21 protein-coding genes and 1 tRNA gene are annotated in these 22,343 nt (G+C 70.2%); 10 read left to right on the top strand and 12 right to left on the bottom strand.

The window, feature by feature from the left end:
- Positions 1-81 precede the first annotated feature (81 nt).
- Positions 82-1,221, bottom strand: a complete 1,140-nt coding sequence (locus H036_RS21755; RefSeq protein ID WP_198289879.1) for a S1C family serine protease — start codon at positions 1,219-1,221, stop codon at positions 82-84.
- A gap of 68 nt (positions 1,222-1,289) precedes the next feature.
- Here H036_RS21755 and H036_RS0103945 point away from each other — a divergent pair, with 68 nt between their 5' ends.
- The 4 genes from H036_RS0103945 to H036_RS0103930 all read left to right on the top strand — a co-directional run bounded on the left by H036_RS0103945 (position 1,290) and on the right by H036_RS0103930 (position 5,329).
- Positions 1,290-3,461 (top strand): hypothetical protein, encoded by a 2,172-nt coding sequence (locus tag H036_RS0103945; protein WP_157416978.1) that lies wholly within the window; start codon positions 1,290-1,292, stop codon positions 3,459-3,461.
- A gap of 88 nt (positions 3,462-3,549) precedes the next feature.
- Positions 3,550-4,365: an SURF1 family protein gene (locus H036_RS0103940; RefSeq protein WP_017933477.1), complete on the top strand. Its 816-nt coding sequence runs from the start codon at positions 3,550-3,552 to the stop codon at positions 4,363-4,365.
- A complete protein-coding gene (locus H036_RS0103935) occupies positions 4,362-4,721 on the top strand; it encodes a DUF3817 domain-containing protein (protein ID WP_017933476.1) in 360 nt (119 codons plus the stop codon). The genes H036_RS0103940 and H036_RS0103935 overlap by 4 nt, the downstream gene beginning before the upstream one ends.
- Positions 4,722-4,819: 98 nt before the next feature.
- The gene (locus tag H036_RS0103930) at positions 4,820-5,329 is read left to right on the top strand and encodes a peptidylprolyl isomerase (RefSeq protein ID WP_017933475.1); all 510 of its coding nucleotides are present in this window, start codon (positions 4,820-4,822) and stop codon (positions 5,327-5,329) included.
- Positions 5,330-5,392: 63 nt separating this feature from the next.
- Here the strand turns inward: H036_RS0103930 and H036_RS25850 are convergent, their stop codons facing one another.
- Positions 5,393-5,557 (bottom strand): hypothetical protein, encoded by a 165-nt coding sequence (locus H036_RS25850; protein ID WP_232421791.1) that lies wholly within the window; start codon positions 5,555-5,557, stop codon positions 5,393-5,395.
- Between H036_RS25850 and H036_RS0103925 the strand changes: the two genes are divergently transcribed.
- Entirely contained in the window at positions 5,538-6,242 is a 705-nt protein-coding gene (locus tag H036_RS0103925; protein WP_017933473.1) for a rhomboid family intramembrane serine protease, read from the top strand. The genes H036_RS25850 and H036_RS0103925 overlap by 20 nt on opposite strands.
- Before the next feature lie 205 nt (positions 6,243-6,447).
- Here H036_RS0103925 and H036_RS0103920 read toward each other — a convergent pair whose 3' ends face one another.
- Positions 6,448-6,900, bottom strand: coding sequence for a cell division protein CrgA (locus tag H036_RS0103920; protein WP_017933472.1), 453 nt, complete (start codon positions 6,898-6,900; stop codon positions 6,448-6,450).
- Between the two features lie 69 nt (positions 6,901-6,969).
- Between H036_RS0103920 and H036_RS0103915 the strand changes: the two genes are divergently transcribed.
- Positions 6,970-7,743, top strand: a complete 774-nt coding sequence (locus H036_RS0103915) for a DUF881 domain-containing protein (protein ID WP_232421790.1) — start codon at positions 6,970-6,972, stop codon at positions 7,741-7,743.
- Positions 7,744-7,746: 3 nt separating this feature from the next.
- On the opposite strand, the gene pknB is transcribed toward H036_RS0103915, so the two are convergent.
- The 7 genes from pknB to H036_RS0103880 all read right to left on the bottom strand — a co-directional run bounded on the left by pknB (position 7,747) and on the right by H036_RS0103880 (position 16,479).
- The gene (gene pknB / locus H036_RS0103910) at positions 7,747-9,534 is read right to left on the bottom strand and encodes a Stk1 family PASTA domain-containing Ser/Thr kinase (protein ID WP_017933470.1); all 1,788 of its coding nucleotides are present in this window, start codon (positions 9,532-9,534) and stop codon (positions 7,747-7,749) included.
- Positions 9,534-11,069: a serine/threonine-protein kinase gene (locus H036_RS21750; RefSeq protein ID WP_017933469.1), complete on the bottom strand. Its 1,536-nt coding sequence runs from the start codon at positions 11,067-11,069 to the stop codon at positions 9,534-9,536. Before H036_RS21750 ends, pknB begins: the two co-directional genes overlap by 1 nt.
- A complete protein-coding gene (locus tag H036_RS0103900) occupies positions 11,066-12,541 on the bottom strand; it encodes a peptidoglycan D,D-transpeptidase FtsI family protein (protein ID WP_017933468.1) in 1,476 nt (491 codons plus the stop codon). The genes H036_RS21750 and H036_RS0103900 overlap by 4 nt, the downstream gene beginning before the upstream one ends.
- Positions 12,538-13,932 carry an FtsW/RodA/SpoVE family cell cycle protein gene (locus H036_RS0103895; RefSeq protein ID WP_017933467.1) on the bottom strand — a complete coding sequence of 465 codons (1,395 nt, stop codon included), beginning with the start codon at positions 13,930-13,932 and terminating at the stop codon, positions 12,538-12,540. Before H036_RS0103895 ends, H036_RS0103900 begins: the two co-directional genes overlap by 4 nt.
- 81 nt (positions 13,933-14,013) lie before the next feature.
- A complete protein-coding gene (locus H036_RS0103890; RefSeq protein ID WP_017933466.1) occupies positions 14,014-15,312 on the bottom strand; it encodes a PP2C family protein-serine/threonine phosphatase in 1,299 nt (432 codons plus the stop codon).
- Positions 15,309-15,791: an FHA domain-containing protein FhaB/FipA gene (locus tag H036_RS0103885; protein ID WP_017933465.1), complete on the bottom strand. Its 483-nt coding sequence runs from the start codon at positions 15,789-15,791 to the stop codon at positions 15,309-15,311. Before H036_RS0103885 ends, H036_RS0103890 begins: the two co-directional genes overlap by 4 nt.
- Complete coding sequence (locus tag H036_RS0103880; protein ID WP_017933464.1) at positions 15,784-16,479, bottom strand: FhaA domain-containing protein; 696 nt, start codon at positions 16,477-16,479, stop codon at positions 15,784-15,786. The genes H036_RS0103885 and H036_RS0103880 overlap by 8 nt, the downstream gene beginning before the upstream one ends.
- A gap of 167 nt (positions 16,480-16,646) precedes the next feature.
- Between H036_RS0103880 and H036_RS0103875 the strand changes: the two genes are divergently transcribed.
- Positions 16,647-16,730, top strand: a tRNA-Leu gene (locus tag H036_RS0103875).
- 554 nt (positions 16,731-17,284) lie between these two features.
- Positions 17,285-17,677: a hypothetical protein gene (locus tag H036_RS0103870; protein ID WP_157416976.1), complete on the top strand. Its 393-nt coding sequence runs from the start codon at positions 17,285-17,287 to the stop codon at positions 17,675-17,677.
- Positions 17,678-18,138: 461 nt separating this feature from the next.
- Here H036_RS0103870 and H036_RS21740 read toward each other — a convergent pair whose 3' ends face one another.
- The gene (locus tag H036_RS21740; RefSeq protein ID WP_017933462.1) at positions 18,139-19,950 is read right to left on the bottom strand and encodes a phosphatidylglycerol lysyltransferase domain-containing protein; all 1,812 of its coding nucleotides are present in this window, start codon (positions 19,948-19,950) and stop codon (positions 18,139-18,141) included.
- Between the two features lie 103 nt (positions 19,951-20,053).
- On the opposite strand from H036_RS21740, the gene H036_RS0103860 reads away from it, so the two are divergent.
- Positions 20,054-20,668, top strand: coding sequence for a nitroreductase family protein (locus H036_RS0103860; RefSeq protein ID WP_017933461.1), 615 nt, complete (start codon positions 20,054-20,056; stop codon positions 20,666-20,668).
- Positions 20,669-20,760: 92 nt separating this feature from the next.
- On the opposite strand, the gene ppgK is transcribed toward H036_RS0103860, so the two are convergent.
- On the bottom strand, positions 20,761-21,510 hold the full coding sequence (gene ppgK / locus H036_RS0103855; RefSeq protein WP_017933460.1) for a polyphosphate--glucose phosphotransferase: 750 nt from the start codon (positions 21,508-21,510) through the stop codon (positions 20,761-20,763).
- Between the two features lie 51 nt (positions 21,511-21,561).
- Here ppgK and H036_RS0103850 point away from each other — a divergent pair, with 51 nt between their 5' ends.
- On the top strand, positions 21,562-22,311 hold the full coding sequence (locus H036_RS0103850; protein WP_017933459.1) for a maleylpyruvate isomerase family mycothiol-dependent enzyme: 750 nt from the start codon (positions 21,562-21,564) through the stop codon (positions 22,309-22,311).
- The last annotated feature ends 32 nt before the right edge of the window (positions 22,312-22,343 follow it).

Below are 22,343 nucleotides of genomic sequence, written 5' to 3'. Positions count from 1 at the left end.
ATCGGAGGATCGGAGAAGTGTGCGCCAACGCCGTACGTGCGATCGGTGAGGGATCACGTCAGCGGGAGCAGCCGATCGGACTCAGGCCAGGGTGAGCGTGGTCGACACCTCCTTGCCGTCGCGGAGCACCGTCACCTTCAGCTCGTCACCGGCACGGGCGCGCAGCTGCACCTGCACCAGGTCGTCGGTTTCGTGCACGGGCGTGCCGTTGACGCTCAGGATGACGTCCCCGACCTCGAGCCCGGCCTTGTCCGCGGCCCCGCCGGGCTGGATCTGCTGGATCATCAGCCTGGTCTCGGCGTCGGGATCCTCCAGCGAGGACCGCACCGTCTGCACCTGCAGGCCGAGGGCGGGCCGGTTGACACTGCCCTGCTTGGCCAGCTGCTCAGCGGTCGGTACGGCGAAGTCCGCCGGGATGGCGAAGCCCAGACCACTGCTGCCGCTCTCCCCACCCGGGGACGCACCCGCGGTGTTGATGCCGACCAGGCGGCCGGAGCAGTCGGTGAGCGCTCCACCGCTGTTGCCGGGATTGATCGCGGCATCGGTCTGGATGGCGTCGAGCAGGTGGGCGGTGGTGCCGGCGTCGCTGGGCACCCGCACGTAGCGGTCGGTGGCGCTGACGATGCCGCTGGTCACCGTGGAGGTCAGCCCGAGCGGAGCGCCGAGCGCGACCACCGGCTCGCCCACGCGGAGGTCGCCGGAGGAGCCGAGCGGGATGGCCGGTGCCTTCGGAGCGTCGTCAGCGGGCTGCAGTACCGCGAGGTCGGTGAGCTGATCGGCACCCAGCAGCTTGGCCGGCGCGGTGCTCCCGTCGGCGTAGGTGAGCGTGAGCTGGGGGACGACTCCGGCCGCGGCGCCGCCCGGGAAGACGACGTGCTCGTTGGTGATGACGACCGTGCCGTCGACCCCCGACAGCTTGGCCACCACGCCGGAGCCGGTGCCGGCACCTGACGACGTACGGGCGCTGATGGTGACCACCGAGGGCAGCGTGTCCTCGGCGACGGTGGCCACAGCGCAGGACCCGTCCGACGAGGAGCTCTCGTGCGTCGCCCAGCCGCTCCACCAGCCGATCAGCGCGACCAGGCCGCCGCCGACGAGGCCGCCGACCAGGCCCATGATGGCGAGGGTGGCCGTCACCGGCGATGGTCGGCGTGCCGGTCTGCGGCGCGGGCGGTCGTCCGGCGTCGGCGACGGTGCGGGACTGTTCGGTGTGTCGGTCATCGTTGCCCCCTCCGAACACACCATCTTGACCTGGACGCCGCGTGTCAACAGCGGTGCATCATGTGCTCGTGCGTTCGATGCGTCGCGTTCTGGCCGTGCTCGGCGCGGTGGCGCTTCTGGTCGGCCTGGTGGCAGGTGTGGCCGATCGGCAGCTCCTCGACACCTCCCGGTTCGTGGAGCATGCCGATCGCATCCGGCAGGACCCGGCGGTGGCGCGCCACCTCGCCGTCGACCTGACCGACCGGATCGTCCAGCAGCAGCCCGACCTGGTGGTGGTGCGACCGCTGCTGGAGGGCGCCTTGCAGAGCAGCATCAGGAGCTCGGCATTCCGGCCGATCTTCCGCACCGCCCTCGCGCCGCTGCATCAGGCGTGGACCGGATCCGCCCCCACCACGGTGGTGCTGCAGGTCGCCGACGTCGGCGCCGTGCTGGTAGCGGTCAGCCGGACGTTCCTGCCCGACGCCACGCAGCACGTGCCGACGGGCATCGAGGTCCGGCTGGCGCGGTTCGGGTCCGGCAGTGCCGGCCGGTCCGCGCTCAGTGGCATGCGGACGGTGCGGGTGCTCAGCTGGCTGTGCCCGTTGCTGAGCATGCTGTGCCTCGGTGGCGTGGTCGCGCTGTCCCGCGGCCGCAGGCGCCGTGCGCTCGGCGTGGTCGGGGTGATCGTGGCTGGCACCGGCGTGACGCTCGCGCTGGCGACGGTGGTGGTGAGCTTCGTGGTGTCCCGAGCCGCGCCCGACACCCTGGACGGCGCCCTCGTCGACGCGGGCTGGCGCGAGCTCGCCGGCCCGCTGCGCAACGCCGGCCTGCTCACGGCAGCTGCCGCCTACCTGCTGACCGTGGCGTCCCGATGGGCGGCACCGGTCCTGGGCGTGACCGCGTGGCGCGCGTGGCTGACCACGATGCGCTGGCAAGAGCTGCCTGCGCGGACCCGGTCCGGCGTCGCAGGCGCCGCCACCGGCCTGGGCGTGCTGCTGGTGCTGGAGCCGACAGCGATGCTCGCCATCGCGGCCATCAGCGCAGGTCTGGTGCTGGCACTGCACGGACTCGCCACGCTGGCCCGGGAGGCGGGCGCCCGCCTGCTCGCGGCTGCCGACGGCCGGCGGCAGCACGCGGCTGAGCGGACCGCCGACGGCTCCGCGGAGACGGCTGGCCAGACGGCTGACCACACGGCCACCGACGAGCGATCGCGCCGGGTGAGGATCGGCATCGTCGTCGGGATGGCACTGGTGCTGCTGTCCGGCCTGGTGGTGTGGAACAGCTCGGGCAGCGTGGCCTCGGCCCTGCTCTCGGCCGACGACCCGACCGCCTGCAACGGCTCGCCGCTGCTCTGCGATCGCCGCTACGACCAGGTCAGCTTCCCCGCGACGCACAACTCGATGGCGGCGGCGGACCAGGCCGGCTGGTTCCTGGCCGAGCAGCCGGACGGCGTCATCGACCAGCTCGACGCCGGGATCCGTGGGTTCCTCATCGATACCTGGTACGGCCAGGCGACCTCGCGCCCGGGCGTGATCGCCAACACCGAAGCGACCCATGCCACGGCGCTCGCCCAGGCCGAGGCCGAGTACGGCGCGGACGTGATCGCGAGCGCACTGCGGCTGCGGCAGGGTGCCGGGTTGGTTCCCGAGGGCCCGACGGCGGCGTACCTGTGCCATGCGCTGTGCGTGCTGGGCTCGACCAAGTGGGAGCCGCTGATGGTCCAGGTCCGGGAGTGGCTCCAGCAGCACCCCCGTCAGGTACTCACCTTCATCCTGCAGGACGAGGTCTCGCCCGCCACCACCGCCCAGGTGTTCTCCGCCGCCGGCCTGATGCCCTACGTCTACACGCCATCGGCGGAGGGGACCTGGCCGACGCTGGAGCAGATGATCGACTCGGGTCAGCGGGTCGTCGTGATGAACGAGAACCAGGGCGGCGGGACGCGGTACCCGTGGCAGATGTCGGCCTTCGAGGAGCTCCAGGACACGCCGTTCGACGCGCGTCAGGCCTCCGACTTCAGCTGCCGGCTCAACCGCGGCCCCGCCACCGCACCGCTGTTCCTGGTCAACCACTGGCTCAACCAGTCGCTGTCCCGGGTCAGCGCCTCGCGGCTCGCCAACAGCGACGCCGTCCTCGGCGCCCGGCTGGACCAGTGTCAACACGAGCGCGGCCTGCTGCCCAACTTCGTCGCCGTCGACAACTACGACCAGGGCGATCTCTTCGGGCAGGTGCTCAGGCTCAACGGTCTCGACGGCGGTTCGTGAGCGCGCTAACCCACGGCTGATCTTCCCCCACGGTGAGCAGGTCGTCGCCCGTTCGGTCGCCGCGGGGCACGCGACGTACCCTGGCGGGGTGCCGCACGACCCGACCCCCCGCTGGTGGAGTGCCCGGCTGTGGGGCGTCCACGCGCTGGGCACCGTGGTCGTCATCGCGACCCTGTTGCTCGGCTGGTGGCAGTGGGACGTCTCCGAGGGCCACAAGGCCGACAAGAGCGCCTCGCTCGCGCACGCGACGCCGGTGCCGCTGAGCGACATCCTGGGCCACAACGACGCGTTCCCGGGTGCCGAGACCGGCCGCCCGGCGATCCTCCAGGGCACCTGGGTCCCCTCCGGCACGGTCTACGTCAGCGGCCACCAGGGCGGCTACTGGGTCGCCACCCCCTTGGCGATCGGTGCCAACGGTGACGCGCCCGCGATCTACGTCGTGCGCGGCTGGGTGGCCGAGCCCAAGGACGCACCGGCCGCACCGACCGGCACCGCGAAGCTCATCGGCTGGGTGCAGCCGCCGGAGGACGGCGGCCTGACCGACGACGACACCCACGACGACGTCCTGCCTGAGCTGGCGATCTCGGATGCGATGAACCACGTGCGTCAGGACCTCTACAGCGGGTACGCCGTGGTCGCCGACCGTGAGCCCGGCTGGCCCGCCGCCGACGCGGCGACCAATGACGGCACCACCGGGCTGAAGGCGGCCCAGGTGAACTCGATGCCGGAGGCCAGCTTCACCACGGGCCTGCGCAACCTGCTCTACGCGCTGGAGTGGTGGATCTTCAGCCTGGGTGCGCTCTACGTGTGGTGGCGCCACGTGCGCGACATCACTCACCCCAAGGCCACCGACGAGGGTGCTGAGGAAGCCGCTCAGGAGCACGCCGTACCCTCGGGCTCGTGAGCAAGCTCTTCACCGCCTACCGAGTGCTGGCGCTGACCGTCGGTGTCCTCCTCCTCCTCGGCACTCTGTCCGTGCTTCTGACCGGTTCGCTGGAGAGCGTGACGCTCTACAACGTTTCGACGGACTCGATCGCCTACAAGATCGGCCACCCGCTCGAGCTGATCTGGATCCTGCACGGATGGTTCTACATGGCCTACCTGGTTGTCGCCTTCGTGCTCAGCCGCAAGGTCGGCTGGAGCCTCGGCTTCTTCCTCGTCATGCTCCTCGCCGGCCTGGTCCCGGTGATGATGTTCGTGGTCGAGCACTACGTCTCGGAGAAGCTCAAGCGCGAGCACCCCGAGCTCGTCGCGGCCTGAAAACAGGCCCTCGGGTCAGGTCGTACGCGCCCGATCACCGCTGCCGTGGGAGGATCGGGAGCGCACATTCGACGACGTACGACCTGAAAGGGAGTCCCATGGCGGACCAGCAGGCCATCCTCCACACGAACAAGGGCGACATCCGCATCGACCTGTTCCCCAACCACGCTCCGGAGACGGTGGCGAACTTCGTCGGGCTGGCGAAGGGCGAGAAGGCCTACGACGCCGGCAACGGCAAGACCGGCCCGTTCTACGACGGTCTCACCTTCCACCGCGTCATCGAGGGCTTCATGCTCCAGGGCGGCGACCCGCTCGGCACCGGCACCGGCGGTCCGGGCTACACCTTCAAGGACGAGCCGCACCCCGAGCTCGTCTTCGACAAGCCCTACCTGCTCGCGATGGCGAACGCCGGTCCGGGCACGAACGGCTCGCAGTTCTTCATCACCGTCGCACCGACGACGTGGCTCAACTTCAAGCACACCATCTTCGGTGAGGTCGCCGACGACGAGTCGCGCAAGGTCGTCGACGCGATCGGCAGCGTCGCCACCGGTGCGATGGACCGCCCCGTCGAGCCGGTCGTCATCGAGACCGTCGAGATCGTTGGCTGAGCTCCACCCCGAGGCCTCCGCGCCCGGGGTGCCGGTCTGCTACCGGCACCCCGGGCGCGAGTCTCACATTCGCTGCCAGCGCTGCGAGCGGCCGATCTGCCCGGAGTGCATGACGCCCGCCTCGGTGGGCTTCCAGTGCCCCGAGTGCCTCGCCGAGGGCCGGTCCACCGTCCGTACGCCGCGAAACTCCTGGGCGAGCACCTTCAGGATGAGTGGCGCCCCGGTCACGCTGACGCTCATCGGGATCAACCTGGTGGTCTTCCTGCTGGCGCAGGTCGTCTCGACCCCGGTCCTGTACGACCTGATGCTGCACGCGCACAGCTTCTGCACGCTTCCCGGCTTCGGGACAGGCGTCGGCGACCAGGCCACCTGCGTGGCCCATGGCGGCACGTTCTCACGTGGCGTCGCCGACGGCGCCTACTGGCAGCTGCTGACCAGCGTGTTCACGCATCAGGAGCTGCTGCACGTGGCGTTGAACATGTTCTCGCTGTGGATGATCGGCCCGCTGCTCGAGGTGGGTCTGGGTCGTGCCCGCTACCTGATCACCTACCTGCTCTGCGGGCTGGCCGGCTCGGCGCTGGTCTATTGGGCAGCATCGCCGATCCTGCCGACGCTCGGTGCCTCCGGAGCGATCTTCGGCTTGCTCGGCGCGCTGATCGTGCTCTTCGCCCGGCGCGGCCTGCAGATCCAGCAGCTGGTGGTCGTGGCGGTGCTGAACTTCGTGCTCACGTTCAGCAACTCGCAGATCTCCTGGCAGGCCCACGTCGGCGGCTTCGTCGCCGGGCTCGCCGTCGGTGCGGTCTTCGCCTACACCCCAGGCGTACGCCGGCGCGGTCTGCAGTGGGCCGGGATCGCAGCGGTCGCCGCCGTGGTCGTGGTCGCCGTGGTGGTGCGGACGATGCAGCTCAACTGACCACTCGGTCGCCGAGGACTGACCTTTCAACACCCCGAAAGTGACCTCTCGATGATCCACAGGTGTGAGTAACTCTGTGGAGAACTACACGCGTGTAATTCCTCCACAGGGTTATCCCCCGCTGGGGAAAACCGGGAAACAGAGAGCGCCGGCGTCCTGACAGGACGCCGGCGCTTGGCCGTGGAGGGCCGCTGGAGGGGAAGTCTCACTCCCAGCGGGTGGCGAAGGCGAAGCCCACCGCCATGAACCCGATGCCGACCAGCAGGTTCTTCTGGCCCAGGTCGTTGAACACCCACAGCGCGTCGGGGTTGTTCGAGGTGATGTAGTAGACGCAGATCCAGACCAGGCCGAGGATGAAGCAGCCCAGCATGCCGACCACCACGCCGCGACCGCGGCCCAGCGGCGTGTCCGGGTGCGCCGAGATGATCAGGCCGAAGAAGAGCAGACCGAAGCCGATCAGGTAGTTCCAGTTGCCCAGGTTGCTGATGAAGTCGATGCCGTGCTGCTTGCCCGACAGGCCCTCGCGGGCACCGAAGTAGTAGTAGATGATCCAGGCGATGCCCAGTGCGATCGCCACCAGGGCGATCACGAATCGCACGGTGAAGACCGGCGGGCGCTCCGCGATCATCGGGTCTCGCCCCAGCTTGAGCTTGGCCACGGGTCCTACTCCTGTTCGACTGCACTGACGACTGCGTCCGTTCGGACGCTGCGGCGTAGCCTAGTCGGCGTGACTCCGGGAACCCACGCAAGCCCCGAAGAGCGGCCCGTACGCCGCCGCAGGACGGCGTGGCGGGTCGGCACTCCGGCGGTGGCGCTGCTGTGCGGATCGCTCTTCGTGGTCAGTGCCGTCAACAGCCACGGGACCGACCTGCGGCCAGGCCGTTACACGGACCTGGCCACCCTCACCGGCAGCGAGAGTGACGCCTACCAGAAGCTCGAGGGCCAGGTCGCGGACCTGCAGAAGCAGGTCACCACGCTGACCAACGCCGTCCCCGACGCCGATGTGGAGAAGGCGCAGGAGCGTGTCGGTCGGCTCAAGTCGCCGGCAGGTCTTACCGCTGTCAGCGGCACCGGCATCAGCATCACCCTCTCGGACGCACCCCGCGAGCTGATCGACAAGACCACCCGCAACCCCAACGAGATGGTCGTGCACCAGCAGGACATCCAGGCGGTGGTCAACGCGCTGTGGGATGGCGGAGCCACGGCCGTCACGATCCAGGGCCAGCGGATCATCTCCACCACCGGCATCAAGTGCTCCGGCAGCACGGTCCAGCTGCAGGGCGTGCCCTACCCGCAGCCCTACGTCATCAGCGCCGTCGGCGACCAGGCGGCGCTGCTCAACGCCGTCTCCGGGAGCAGGTACCTGCAGATCTACCAGGAGCAGGCCGCCGACCCCACCATCGGCATCGGCTGGAATCTCAGCGCCGACCGCATGGTGCGGGCTCCGGCGTACAAGGGCCTGCTCGACCTGAGCTACGCCAAGCCGCTCTCGGCCTCCTGATCCCTACTGCCCGGCCGGCGGGATGGTCGAGGTGTCGGCCGGACAGGTCTGGGTGCCGTCGGGCAGGGTCACGGGTGCCGTGCAGGTCGGGGTGGTGGCCGGCGTCGACGGCGGCGCGGTGTAGGTCGAGACGAAGATGACGACCTGCGAGCCCTGCTTCTGGGTGCTGTTCGCCGGCGGCGACTGCTTGGTGACGGTCCCGGCCGGCGCGGTGGAGGTGTTGTCGTCGGCCGTCACCGGCTCGAACCCCTGTGCCCGGATGGCCTGCTGAGCCTTGTCAGCCATCATGCCGACCACGTTCGGGACGGCCTTGGGGCCCTTGGACACGTCGAGGATCACCGTGGTGCCGCTGGCGACGGTCGTGCCGACGGCTGGGTTGGCAGAGAGCACCTGGCCCTTGGGCTGATCGGATTCGACGTCATTGCGATCGACCTTGAGTCCGGCTCCTTCCAACAGTGCCTTGGCGTCCTTGTAGCTCATGCCGGCGACCTGCTGGATGGTCACGTCCGGCTTCCCCGAGGAGAGCACCAGGTTGACCTCGGCACCGGGGTCGGCGTAGGCCCCCACGCCGCCGGTGGGATTCTGGTGCAGCACGGTGTCGGCGGCGGCACTGTCGTCGGGCTTGTAGCTCACGTCGCCGACCTCGAGGCCGGCCTGGCCGATCGCCTCGCGGGCCTGGTCCTGCGTCTTGCCGACCACGTTGGGGATCTGCACCTGATCGGGGGCACTGCTGAACAGCCGCGGCAGGAAGAACGCGCCTGCGGCGATCACCGCGAGCACCAGCAGGGCGAGTACGACGAGCAGGCCGGTGCGTGGCCCGCTGCGCTCGTCCTCCTCCTCGGCGGCCGCGAGCGGGACCACGTTGGTCGGGGCGACCACCTGCGTGGCGGCGGCCTGCTTCGAGGGCTCCGGGGCCAGCACCGGTGAGACGGCGTCGACCGGCCGGCCCGCCAGGTAGTGCTCGATGTCGTCGCGCATCGCCGCGGCCGACTGATAGCGCTCCTCGAGCCCCTTGGCCAGCGACTTCATCACGATCGCGTCCACGGCGGCCGGCAGCGCGGTGTCGTGGGTCGACGGCGCCTGGGCCTGCTCGCGCACGTGCTGGTAGGCGACGGACACGGGGGAGTCACCGACGAACGGGGGTCGGCCGGTGAGGAGCTCGTAGAGCAGGCAGCCGGCGGAGTAGACGTCCGAGCGCGAGTCGACGGTTTCGCCGCGAGCCTGCTCGGGGGAGAGGTACTGCGCGGTCCCGACCACGGCCGCGGTCTGGGTCATCGTCGACTGGGCGTCGGAGACGGCACGGGCGATGCCGAAGTCCATCACCTTCACGTCGCCGCTCGGCGTGAGCATGACGTTGCCCGGCTTGATGTCGCGGTGGATGATCCCGGCGCGGTGGCTGTAGTCCAGCGCGGACAGTACGTCGGAGGTGATCTCCAGGGCACGCTCGGGGAGGATCTTGCGGCCCTCGCGCAGGATGTCGCGCAGGGTGCGGCCGGCGACGTACTCCATCACGATGTAGGGCTGGGAGATGCCGTCGGCCGTCTGCTCCTCGCCGGTGTCGTAGACCGACACGATGGCGGGGTGGTTCAGCGAGGCCGAGGACTGCGCCTCACGCCGGAAGCGCGCCTGGAACGTGGTGTCGCTCGCCAGGTCGGTGCGCAGCCGCTTCACCGCGACGATGCGTCCGAGGCGGGTGTCGACGCCCTTGCGGACCTCGGCCATGCCGCCGCGACCGAGGAGCTCACCGAGCTCGTAACGGCCACCGACGACGGTGGGCTCTGGCTGGACCATCAGCTGGCTCCCGGGGTGTTCTGGATGGTGCTGGGCGCCGTGGTGTCGACGGCGCCTGTGGTGGTGACCTCGCTGGGCGAGGTCGTCGGAGTGGGGGTCGGAGTGGGCGTCGGCGTCGCGCTGTGGGTGGGCGCGTGCGACGGCGTCGGGGTCGGCGTGGGCGTCGCGCTCTTGCGCGCCGCGCCGTAGTAGTTCACCGTCACCGAGTCGCCCTGCTGCAGGCCGGTGGTCGGTGAGACGGAGATGACGGTGTCGGCTTTGTGGCTGCCGTCGTTGGTCTGCTGCACCGGCCTGGGCTCGAGGCCGAGCGCGCGCAGCTGGTTGAGCACCACGTCGATGTTCTGTCCGGTGTAGGACGACTCCTCGAGGGTGATCTCGGAGGGGCTAGCCGACGGGCTGGGCGGTGCCGAGCTCGCCGGCGCCGACGTGGTCGGCGTCACGGTGGGCAGGTCGTTGCTCGGCGCCGGCGAGCCGTTGCCGCGCAGCAGCAGCCACGCGACGACCGCGACGGCTGCCAGCGCCAGGATCAGGAAGACCAGCAGGGCGATGTTGAGCCAGCTGCGCTGCTGCTCCTCGTCCTCCTCAGCGGCGCCGATGCCGGTGGTCGCGCCGGTGAGCGCCGTCGCGTCGGTCGGGGAGACCAGCTGCGTGACCGGCACTGCGATCGGTACGCCGGAGGCAGGGGTGTTGGTGCGACCCCCGCCCATGCCGCGCAGCGCCGCGGTGAACGCGGCGGCGTCGGGGTAGCGCTCCTTGGGATCCTTGGCGAGCGCGCGGGTCACCACGGCGGCCAGGTCGGCGGGCACCGTGTCGGGCAGCGGCGGGATCGGGTCGTGCAGGTGCGCGAGCGCGGTCGCGACGGCGGTGTCCTTCTGGAACGGTCGATGTCCGGCCAGGCACTCGAAGGCCATCACGCCGAGGGAGTAGACGTCGGAGGCCGGGGTCGCCTGCTCGCCGCGGGCCTGCTCGGGGGAGAGGTACTGCGGCGTGCCCATCACCTGGCCGGTGCCGGTGATGGCGCTGGAGGAGGCGGCCCGGGCGATGCCGAAGTCGGTCACCTTCACCTCGCGGTCAGGCGTGACCAGGATGTTCGCGGGCTTCACGTCGCGGTGCACGATGCCGGCGCGGTGTGCGGCGGCCAGGGCGTCACCGGCCTGGCCGAGCAGGTCGCGCACAGCTTCGGGGTCGAGCGCGCGGCCGTCGCGCAGCAGGCTGGAGAGCGGCTGACCGTCGACCAGCTCCATCACCAGGTAGGGGCGCAGCAGCCCGGTCGCGGTCGGCATCTCGCCGACGTCGTAGACGGCTGCCACGTGCGGGTGGTGCAGCGCCGCCGCGTGCCGTGCCTCGGAGTCGAAACGGGCCCGGTTGACCGGGTCGTCGGCGTACTCCGGCTTGAGCAGCTTGATCGCGACCGGACGATCGAGCGCGGTGTCGGTGGCGCGGTAGACCTCGCCCATCCCACCCGTCGCGATCAGGTCGCCGAAGACGTAGCGTCCCGGGCTCGGCTGGTTGTTGATCGGCCCAGTGGTCGTCACGGGTTGATCACCGCTTCCATCATCGCCTTGGCGATCGGGCCGGCGAGCGCGCCACCCGCGATCTCGCTGCGGTCGGTGTTGCTGGACTGCACGAGCACTGCTACCGCGACCTTCGGGTTGTCGGCCGGGGCGAACCCGGTGAACCAGGCGTACGGCGGGCGCTCCGCGGTGCTCTGCGCCGTACCGGTCTTGCCGGCCACCTTGACGCCGGGGATCTTCGCCGGGGTGCCGGTGCCCTGGTCGACGACCGAGGTCATCATCTCGGTGAGCATGCCGGCCGTCTTGGCCGAGACAGCGGTGGAGAGCTCGCTCGGCTTGGTCTGGTCGAGGACGTCGAGGTCGGCCGAGGTGACCCGGTCGACGACGTACGGCTTCATCACCACGCCGTGGTTGGCGATGCCGGCCGAGACCATCGCCATCTGCAGCGGCGTTGCGGCGACCTCGTACTGGCCGATGGCCGAGAGCGCACGCAGCGGCGGCGTCAGCACCTTGGGGAAGCGGCTGGTGGCCTGGCCGGGCAGGTCGGTGAGGTACTGGCTCTGGTCGAAGCCGAACTTCTCGGCCTGCGCGCGCAGCTGCGCGTCGGTGAGCTTGAGCCCGATGTCGGCGAAGGCGACGTTGCAGGAGCGGTCCAGAGCCTGGGTCATGGTGACCTTGTTGCCGCCGCAGGACTCGTTGTTCTCGTTGTGCAGGACGTGGGTTGTCTGCGGCAGCTTGAGCGAGGAGTTGCCGTTCACCTTGCTGTCCGGCGTCATCCCCAGGTCCTCCATCGCCGCGGCCGAGGTGACCAGCTTGAAGGTCGATCCCGGCGGCAGGGTGGTCTGGATTGCGCGGTTGAGCAGCGGCTGGCTGTCATCCTTGAGCAACTTGTCGTAGGCCTTGGTCGAAGCGGTCAGGTCGTGGTCGGCGAGGACGTTGGGGTCGAAGCTCGGGGTGGACGCCATGGCCAGGATCCGGCCGGTGCTCGGCTCGATCGCGACGGCCGCCGCCTGGAGGCCGGAGCCGAGCTGCTTGAACCCGTTCCACGCTGCGTCCTGGACCTTGGGGTCCACCGTCAGCTCGACGTTGCCGCCCTTGGGGTCGGAGTTGTTGACCAGGTCGACCAGGCGGGTGACGAACAGCCGCGAGTCGTCCCCGGAGAGCACCTCGTTCTGGCTGTGCTCGATGCCGGTCTGGGAGTAATAGGAGAAGTAGCCGGTCAGCGGGGCGTACTCCGGTCCCTTCGGGTAGGTCCGCTGGAACTTGAACTGGTCGTTGCTCGGCACGCTGTGCGCGACGGCGGTCTTGCCGGCGAGGATCGCGCCGCGCTGGCGGGAGAACGCCGCCTGGATCACCCGTCGGTTGCGCGGGTCGTCGTTGAGCGACTTGGACTTGAAGTATTGAAGGTAGGTCGCGTTGAGCATCAGCGCCACGAAGAGCAGCAGGCAGAAGACACTGAGCGTGCGGATCGGGCGGTTCATCCCCGCGGTCATGGCAGCTTCACCACCTGGGTGGCCTCGTCGCTCGCGCTGAACGACAGGTCGGGCAGCGGACGGCGGGCCTGGTCGGAGATGCGCAGCAGCAGCGCCACGATCACCCAGTTGGCGACCAGCGATGAGCCACCGTAGGACAGGAACGGCGTGGTCAGGCCGGTCAGCGGGATGAGCCGGGTCACGCCACCGACGACGACGAAGACCTGCAGCGCGAACGAGGACGCCAGGCCCACGCTCAACAGCTTGCCGAAGTCGTCGCGGCAGATGATCGCGGTGCGCAGGCCGCGCTCCACGATCAGGCCGTAGCAGAGGATGACGGCGAGCACCGTCGCCAGGCCGAGCTCCTCGCCGATCGCGCCGATGATGAAGTCGGAGTTGGCGTAGGAGATCCGGTAGGGGCTGCCGTTGCCGAAGCCGCGACCGAGCAGTCCGCCCCAGGCCATCCCGAACATCGACTCGACCAGCTGGTCCGAGTGCGGTCCGGCAGTGGTCTGGTAGTGGTTGAACGGATGCAGCCAGATGTCGACCCGGGCGGAGACGTGGCTGATCAGCTTGGCGGCGGCAACCGCCCCGACCAGGAACAGGCCGCCTCCGACGATGATCCAGCCGCGGCGCTCGGTGGCGACGTACAGCATGATCACGAAGAGCCCGAAGAACAGCAGGCTCGAGCCGAGGTCGCTCTGGCGGACCAGGATCATCAGGCTGATCAGCCACATCGCCAGGATCGGACCGAGGTCGCGGCCGCGGGGGAGGTCGATGCCGGCGACGCGGCGACCGGCGAGGGCCAGCGCGTCGCGATGCAGGACGAGATAGCCCGCGAACGCGATGACGAGCAGCACCTTGGCGAGCTCGCCGGGCTGGAAGCTCAGCGGTCCCACGTGGATCCAGATCCGGGCGCCGTTGATGTCCTTGCCGATGCCGGGCAGCATCGGCAGCAGCAGGAGTACGACGGCGGCCAGGCCGCTGGTGTAGGTGAACCGCTGCATGATGCGGTGGTCGCGCAGCCCGATCAGGGTGCCGGCGAAGAGGACCACGCCGAGGGTCATCCAGATCAGCTGCTGCTTGGCGAAGCCGTCGTTCTGGGTGGCGCCTGCGGCCAGGTCGAGCCGCCGGATCACCGCCAGGCCGAGGCCGTTGAGCATCGCCACCAGTGGCAGCAGCACCGGGTCGGCGTAGGGGGCCACGAAGCGGACGACGATGTGCGCGCCGATGATCAGCACGGCCAGCCATCCGCCGTACCCGACGATGTCGGCGGGGACCTTCTGCTCGACGCCGATCCCGACGGCGGCGTAGCCGCCGATCCCGACGACCAGGCTGAGGATGAGCAGGAAGAGCTCCGCGCCCCGGCGCTGCCGGTGCACGAACTCGCGAGCCCAGGTCTGGGCACTCATGCGCGTACTCGCTTCGCTCCGTGCGCGCATGAGGCACACGCGTGCGGCGTTGGACGATTCACTCGCTGGCGCTCGCTCATGTCAGCAACTGCTGCCCGGGGTCGACTCGCACAAGAGCTCGCGCACCTTGGCGCGGGCCTGGCCGAGCGTGTCGCGGTGGATGCCGTCGCGGACCTGGTCGGCGTAGGCGTCGGGCAGGCTGTCCAGGGCGAGGTCGGTGGACTGGTAGGCGTTCGACAGGTCCAGACCGAGCAGCGTGGTGTGCACGCCGCGGAAGATCGTCACCTTGCCGTCCTGCTCGCCGACGTACCACTGCTTCTGCGTCCATGCCCATCCGGCCGCGGCCGCGATCCAGAGCAGGCCGATCACGAGTACGGCGCCGAGCAGCCCGCGGATCCAGGCGCGTAGGCCACCGCTGTGCGGGCGCAGCGCGTAGCGCTCGGTCTCGGCGGTGATCGGGTCGTTGGGGATCGCCTCGGCGGGGACCTCGTCGTCGTCCTCCGCCGCGATCGCCTCCAGCTCACCGGTGTCGCCGTTGCGGTGGCCGCGGAACCGTGACGCGCGGGTGGCGAGCGGAGCGCGGCGGCGCAGCTCAGCGGCGGCACCGACCAGGAGCGGCGTGGGGACCTCGGCGTCGTCGTCGGCCTCGGTGACGTCCAGGGCGTCGGCGACGATGCACGTCACGTTGTCGGTGGTGCCGGCCTCAAGGCTGGCACGGGTGAGCTCGACGGCGGCGTAGTCGGGGGTACCGGTGGCCAGGATGTCGGCCAGGCGGCCGTCGTCGAGGGAGGCGGTGATGCCGTCGCTGCACAGCATCAGCCGGTCACCGGCCTGGAGCTGGAGGACGAACAGGTCGGGCTCGAGCTCGCGGGTCCCGTCGATCGCCTGCAGGATCAGGTTGCGGTGGGGGTGCACCCGAGCCTCGTCCTCGGTGATCCGGCCCTCGTCGATCAGGGTCTGCACGAAGGTGTGGTCGTGCGTGATCTGGCTGATGTGGCCGTCGCGGAACAGGTAGCCGCGGGAGTCGCCGACGTGGCCGACCGCGACGAGCTCGCCGTCGAAGAGCAGCAGCGTGGCGGTGGTGCTGGTGCCGCTGAGCGACGGGTCGTCCTCGACCAGCTCGCCGATCCGGTCGTGAGCGCGGTGCAGCGCACCCGAGACCAGGCCGAGCAGCTCGTCGGGCGTGTGGTCGGGCTCCGGCGGGGCGTCGAGCCGGCGCAGCTGACCCACGGCCGTGGCGCTGGCGATGTCGCCGCGGGCCGCGCCGCCGACACCGTCGCAGACGGTGAGCAGCCACGGTCCGGCGTAGCCGGAGTCCTGGTTGTCCTTGCGCACCCGTCCCACGTCGGAGACGGCGGCGTACCGCAGTCGGAGCGTCACTTGCGCAGCTCCAGGATGGTCTTTCCGATCCGGACGCGGGTGCCGATGGCGATCGCGGTGGGCTGGTTGATCCTCACACTGCCGATGTAGGTGCCGTTGGTCGAGCCCAGGTCCTCCACGAACCACTGGTCGCCACTCGAGGCGATCCGGGCGTGGCGGGTGGAGACGTAGTCGTCGTCGAGCACGATCGCGGCGTCAGCGCCACGGCCGATCAGGATGGGTGCCTTGCTCAGGTCGGCCCGCTCACCCTGGCTGCGGCCCTCGACCACGAGCACATGGGTCGGGGCGCCGCGGCGGGGCTTGGCCGGCTTGGGCTGCTTCTTGCTCTTCTTCGCCGCCCGCGGAGAGGCCGTGGCGGCGCCGTCGCTGACCCGCGCGCCGAACATGTCGGAGCGCACCACGCTGACCGCGCTGAGGACGAAGATCCACAAGATGGCCAGGAAGGCGATGCGGATCAGGAAGAGGGTCAGCTCAGACATCGGTCTCCACGATCCGTACGACGAGGTCCGTGTTGCCGATGCGCACCACCGAGCCGTCGTCGAGCAGCGAGCTGGTCATCCGCTGCCCGTTGATCAGCATGCCGTTGGTCGAGCCGAGGTCGTGCACCTCGACGTGGCGGTCGTTCTGCCGGAACTCGGCGTGCCGGCGGCTGACGCCGGGGTCGTTGATCCGCAGGTCGGCCTCGGTGCCGCGGCCGACGACAAGGCTGCCGAGATGGAGCGGGTGCCGGGAGCCGTTGACCTCGATGAAGGCCGTCGCCCGGCGTACCTGGGTCTCGGTGGCGTCGCTGGTCACGCTCGCCTCGGCCTTGCTGCGGATCCGGAACCGGCCGGTGGTGAGGTCGGCCGCCTCCTCGAAGTCGATGTGGATCGGCCCGGGGAAGACGTAGGCCTGCGCCTCGGCGTGCTTGTGCAGCTGCTCGCTGAGCTCGCTGGCCAGCGCCGAGTCGTAGGGGGAGAGCCGCGCCATGTCGCTGGCGGCCAGCTCGACGTGGAAGGAGTTGGGCACCAGTCGCCGCTCGCGGCTGAGGATCTGCGCGTTGTTGTCGCACTCGCGCTGCAGGGCCGCGGCGATCTCGACCGGCTGCACGGCGCTGCGGAAGGCGCGCGCGAAGGCACCGGAGATCACTGACTCGAGGCGCTGTTCGAACCGCTGCAAGCCGCCCATGCGCACTCCTCTCCACTGGTCCTTCGCCCGTGCTCGTGCACGCCACGTTGCCCCGACGGGGCCGTCGGGTCCGCTCGATCGTATCGGTGCGACGGTTGCGGGTCCCCTTCACGCGCCGCCGGTTTGGGTCTGATCGTGCGAGTGGGATAACCTTCCGGTGCATCAGCGCGCGAGTGGCGGAATAGGCAGACGCGCACGGTTCAGGTCCGTGTGCCCGAAAGGGCGTGGGGGTTCAACTCCCCCCTCGCGCACGCAGAGGTAGTTGGCGAAACTATCCAGATGAGATTGACGAAGCGGCCGGCCAGGGAGACCTGGCCGGCCGCTTCGCTGTGCGAGGCGCTCCTCAGGTGCCGCGAGCTGCCGTCCAGCGGGCGTCACGCTGTGCGGAGGGATCTGACTCGCGCCTCGTGGGCGTGGGCGTGGGTGTGGACCCGGGCCGCCGCTCGCTGAGCGGGGCGAGACCTGCTGGGGCGTGCTCCCGCCCGGTGTCGTGTCCTCCCCGGCAGCCGGCAGACACGAACTTCCTCAGGCACAACGGCTGACACCTTCAGCAGAAGACCCCGGATCTCGCCTCTCTTGGACATGAGCCATGATGCATTCGGGGGCTTTTCTTTTGCGACGCGCTCAGCGGCCGCAACGCCTCGCCAAGAGGAACAGATATCGGTGGCCCGAGCGTCAACCGACCTCAGGTCGAGCATCGATCCTTGCTGCTGCTGTGCGGGTCACTGATCACCTAGGGCCGGACAAGATCATCCGCCTCGGCTGAGACGTAGGTGAGCGGCGAACTCGAGATGGGGAGCAACAAGTGCAGGAGACCTTTTACTTCACGCAAGCAGTTCCGATCCCAACCGGCAATCGCGTTGTCGTCACGGAGTACGCGGCGGAGCGGCGCGACAGGCGCGGACGTTCTATCGGAGTGAAAGCGGGGCCAGCGGTGGTCGATCTCGAAACGGGGATCCTCTACGCCGAGTATTGGCAACTGCTCGCGACGGTCCCGGACAACAAAATGGGTCGCGATAACAACGCCTACTCATCGCGACCGCTCGACGACCTGCAAACCGTTCGCGTCGCCCACGGGCAGGTGATTTCCGCGACGCTCGTCTCGGAGTCGCTTTTCATGGGCAACCCGATCCGATCAGTCCTCGTCATCGAGACAGATAACCGGCTCTTCACAGGTGAGGGTGTTGGCGCGTCGTGAGCTGAGAGGCGTCGAGGTCTCTTGAGATGGAGGTTCCTCGGCGTGGGTCCGACTCTCCGGGGGTCGCCCCGAACCCGCTCCTGAGCAGGCGTCGAACGGGTCAGGGGCGGGCATACGGTAGAGCGCCGCGAGCAGGTTCTTCACCTGTTCGGTCGGATCAGCGTGGTGAACGCTCGGGGTGAGACATCCCCTCACCCCGAGGGGTGAGGCCGTCACTGCGTGGGGGAGTCACACTGATGACAGGTGTCCCGTATCCCCCCACTTGGGGCACGTGCCCGCCTCGTCGCGCTTACGCATCACGGCGAGGCGGTGCCACGCAACGGGACTTCCTACCCAGCATTCGCCTCCGATGAGGCACTGCTGCCGCGTGCACGGTGCCCTGAGACTGAGCGGGCGTCCCGTCTCCTCCATTCCCCAACGGAGGCGGGGCGCGCTGCGTGGGCGGTGACCGGCGGCCCGAGCTACTCGGTCGTGCCGGATCGGCCGCCGCCGCTGGCTGCCGTGTCGTACGTGGTCACCGTCGGCTCCTCGTCGTTTCCGGTGGTCGCTCCGCTCTCGGCCACGCCTGCTGTCGGTGAGGCGACGGCCTCGCCGCCGCGACCGAGGGTCGGCATCACCAGGAACGCCTCGGCGCGCAGTGCCGACGTCGCGACCCGTGGGAGGTCTCCGGGGGAGCGGAAGACGAGGTAGCGCGGCACCCACTCGGGGTGGTACTTCGCGTTGGCACGGTAGAGCGACTCGATCTGCCAGAACCGCGAGGCCCACAGCAGCACCGCCCGCCACATCCGCAGCACCGGCCCGGCGCCGAGCCGCTCGCCCCGGGCGAAGACGCTGCGGAAGACGGCGAAGTTGAGCGAGACCCGTTCGACGCCGAGCGAGGGCGCGGCTGCCATGAGGCCGGCGACCATCGTCTCCACGACGCCGTTCTCGGTGCCGCGGCTGCGTCGCATCAGGTCCAGGGAGAGGCCGTCGGTGCCCCAGGGCACCAGGTGCAGCAGTCCGACGACCCCCTCGGGGCAGGCGGCGGTGACCAGCACCGCGTCCCGGTCCTCGACCGCGCCGAAGCGACCCAGTGCCATCGAGAAGCCGCGCTCCACGGCACCATCGCGCCAGTGGTCGGCCAGTGCCTGCACGTCGGCGATCTGCTGGGCGCTCAGGTCGCGCATCCGGGTCACCGTCACCGTGACCCCGGCCCGCTCGCAGCGGGCGACGGCCTGACGCACGCCGCGCATCGCGCGCCCGCTCAGGGTGAACTCGCCGGTGCGGACGACCGCCTCGTCGCCGAGCTCCAGGCACTCCAGGCCGGCACGGTGGAACGCTGTCGCGCCGCGCTCGCTCGAGCCCAGCGCCGCCGGGGTCCAGCCGTAGGCCTTCGCCTCGTCCAGCCAGGCGCGGACGGCGTCGCCCCACGCGGCCGGGTCGCCGATCGGGTCGCCGCCGGCGAGGCTGACACCGCCGATCACGCGGTAGCTGATCGCGGCCCGGCCCGCGGGCTCGAAGATCACCGACCGGTCGTCGCGCAGCGCGAAGTAGCCCAGCGAGTCCAGCCAGCCCCACCGTTGCAGCAGCTCGCGCAGTCGGCCCTGCTCATCGGCCACGAGGCGGTGCGGTCCGCCGGCCGGCCGCATCGCCGCGAGTACGGCGAGGAGCAGCACCGCTGCGCCGAGCACCAGCAGCGCGACCGCGGCCTGGTCGTAGTCGCCCTCGCTGACGAACGAGATCGGGCCAGGGATCCCGATCAGGCCGAGGAACGCCTGCGCCAGCCGCGCGGCCATCGACGTACCGGGGACCTGGCCGCGTGAATCGAGCGCCAGCCAGACGAAGCCGATCGGGCCCGCGACCACCGGCCCGACGAGCAGCACGGCGAGGACGCGGGAGAGCGAGCGCGGGTCGGGGCGGGCGGTGAACTCGCGCCGGGCGCGCAGCAGCAGCCCGGTCAGTGCCACGCACATCAGCGCTTCTTCGACGTCCAGCCCCTTGAGCAGGTGCAGCACCGACGCGGCGGCGGCGAGGATCGTGGCCAGCACCCACGCCCGGAACTTGCCGCGGCGCAGCGCGCGGCTGAGCACGATCAGGATCACGCCGATGGCGGCCGTGCCGGTGGTGGCCGCGGCCGGGAAGACCAGCGGGACCATCTCGTCGACCAGGTGGAGCCGGGCGTGTAGGGCGGGGAGCAGCGCGGACGCCACCGAGACCGCCCCCACGACCAGCACGAGGCGGCTGATGCCTAGCGGTGTCCGCAGAGCGGCGAGCAGTCGTCGTACCCAGGTCACGGGGAGGGACGGTAACGGAGTCGAAGGGCCAGGAACCTGACTGCCGACGCCACGCGTTTGGAATGTTTGTTGATCAACCAACATGACAAGGCAGGATGGAGACATGACCGACCTGCTGCGCACGCCCGGTCCGGGCGCCGAGGGACTGACCGATCACCTGCGCGAGCGCTGGAGCGTGAGCGTCTTCGACGCCGCCCGTGAGCTCGGTGACGAGGAGATCGCGGCCTTGCTGCACGCCGCGCAGTGGGCGCCGAGTGCAGGCAACGGGCAGCCCTGGGCTTTCATCGTGGCCGAGCGCGGCAACGCGGCCCATGACGTGCTCGTGCAGCACCTCTCCCGAGGGAACTCCGGCTGGGTGCCGCGAGCCTCGGTGGTCTTCCTGGCGCTCGCCCAGGTGGCTCCGGACGAGGATGGCAACGGGCCGAAGTGGCCCACGTACGCCTACTACGACCTCGGCCAGGCCGCCGCCCACCTGACGGTGCAGGCGGCGTCGATGGGGTTGTGGGTGCACCAGTTCGCCGGGTTCGACCAGGAGGCGGTGGCCCGCGAGCTGGGCGTGCCCGATCACTTCCAGCTGCTCACCGGGATCGCAGTCGGCGCCCGTGGCAACCACGACGAGGTCTCCGAGGACGATGCGGCCCGTGAACGGCGCGACCGGATCCGCAAGCCGCTCGAGCAGTTCGTGTACGGCGATCGGTGGGGTCAGCCCTGGCGGTGAGGGCGCCTTTGGTCGGGTAGTCCTGGACGAAGTGGTTGGGTCTGGGGCCGCCAGGGGTGCAGATCGTCCAGGACTATCGAGCCGGCACGCGACTAGCTCTGCTCGGAGGCGTAGAGCGCCGCACCGACAGCGCCGGCGTCGTTGAGCAGCTGCGCCGGCACGATGTCGGTGTCGAGGTCCAGCAGCGGCAGGAACTGCGCCGACTGCTTCGAGACGCCGCCACCGACCACGAACAGGTCGGGGGCGAAGAGGTTCTCCAGGGCTCGGTAGTAGGTCTGCAGCCGCTTGGCCCAGTGGCTCCAGGACAGGTCCTCGCGCTCGCGGGCCGAGTTCGCGGCGCGACGCTCGGCGTCGTGGCCGTCGATCTCCAGGTGGCCGAGCTCGGAGTTGGGGATCAGGACGCCGTCGTAGACCAGCGCGGTGCCGATCCCGGTGCCGAGGGTGGTGACGATGACCAGGCCACGCTGGTCGCGCGCGGCGCCGTACCGGACCTCGGCCAGGCCCGCGGCGTCGGCGTCGTTGACGACGTGCACCTCCCGGCCGGTGGCCTGGGAGAAGAGCTTGTCGGCGTCGGTGCCGATCCACTCCTCGTCGATGTTGGCAGCGGTCCTGACCACGCCGTGGCGCACCACGCCCGGGACGGTGACACCGACCGGGCCGGTGCTGTCCGGGAAGGCGGCGAGCAGCTCGACGAACACCTCTGCGACGTTCTTCGGGGTCGACTTGGACGGGGTCTTGATCCGCACCCGCTCGGCGGAGAAGTCGCCCTTCACCAGATCCACCGGGGCGCCCTTGATACCGGTGCCGCCGAAGTCGATGCCGAATGCATGAGTCGAGGTCATGGGGACCATTGTCCCAGTAATCGGTTGCGCCGCTCTGCCACGCTGAGCCCCATGCCGACCGAACTCAGTGTGGCCGACCATCTGGAGGGACTGCGCGAGGCGATGATCGCCTTCGTGCGGTACGCCGACCGCGCGGGGCTGGCCGCCGACGTACCGACCTGTCCCGGGTGGACGGTGCGCGACCTGGTCGCCCACCAGGGGATGGTGCACCGCTGGGCCGCCGACCAGCTGCAGGGTGGCGCCGAGGCAGACCCGGAGGTCTGGGCGGCCGAAGGGTCGGCGGAACCGGATCCGCTGGAGTGGCTGCGTGACGGCGTGGTCGAGCTGGCCCAGACGATCGCCCGCACGCCCGACGATGTCGAGGCACTCGTCTTCCTCCAAGACGCTCCGCCGCCGCGGGCGTTCTGGGCCAGGCGGCAGTGCCACGAGACCACCATCCACGCGGTGGATGCGCAGGCGGCGGCGCTGGGCCGCGCGCCGCGGGCGGAGGAGACCTGGATCCCGGCAGCGCTGGCGCTCGACGGGCTCGACGAGCTGGTGATGGGCAACGTCCCGCGGTCGAAGTATCGGCTGAGGTCGCCGTCGCCCACCACCCTCGCGGTGGTGCCGAGCGATGCCGACGTGTGGTGGCTGATGGAGGTCGGTGCCGATCCCGTCGTCTCCTCGCGCCACACCGGCCCGGTCGCGGCCGAGCACGTGCTCGAGGGCACCGCTACCGAGCTCTACCTGCGGCTGTGGAACCGCGCGGAGGAGACTCGTACGCCGCTGGGCGACTGGCGTGACCTGGTGGCGGTCGTCTGAGGTCTGGCGGTGCTGGCCCCTCACGTAGGCTG

This window comes from Nocardioides sp. Iso805N, from assembly GCF_000364605.1.
In the GTDB taxonomy this organism is placed as follows: domain Bacteria; phylum Actinomycetota; class Actinomycetes; order Propionibacteriales; family Nocardioidaceae; genus Nocardioides.
This window is presented reverse-complemented; position numbering and strand designations above follow the sequence as displayed.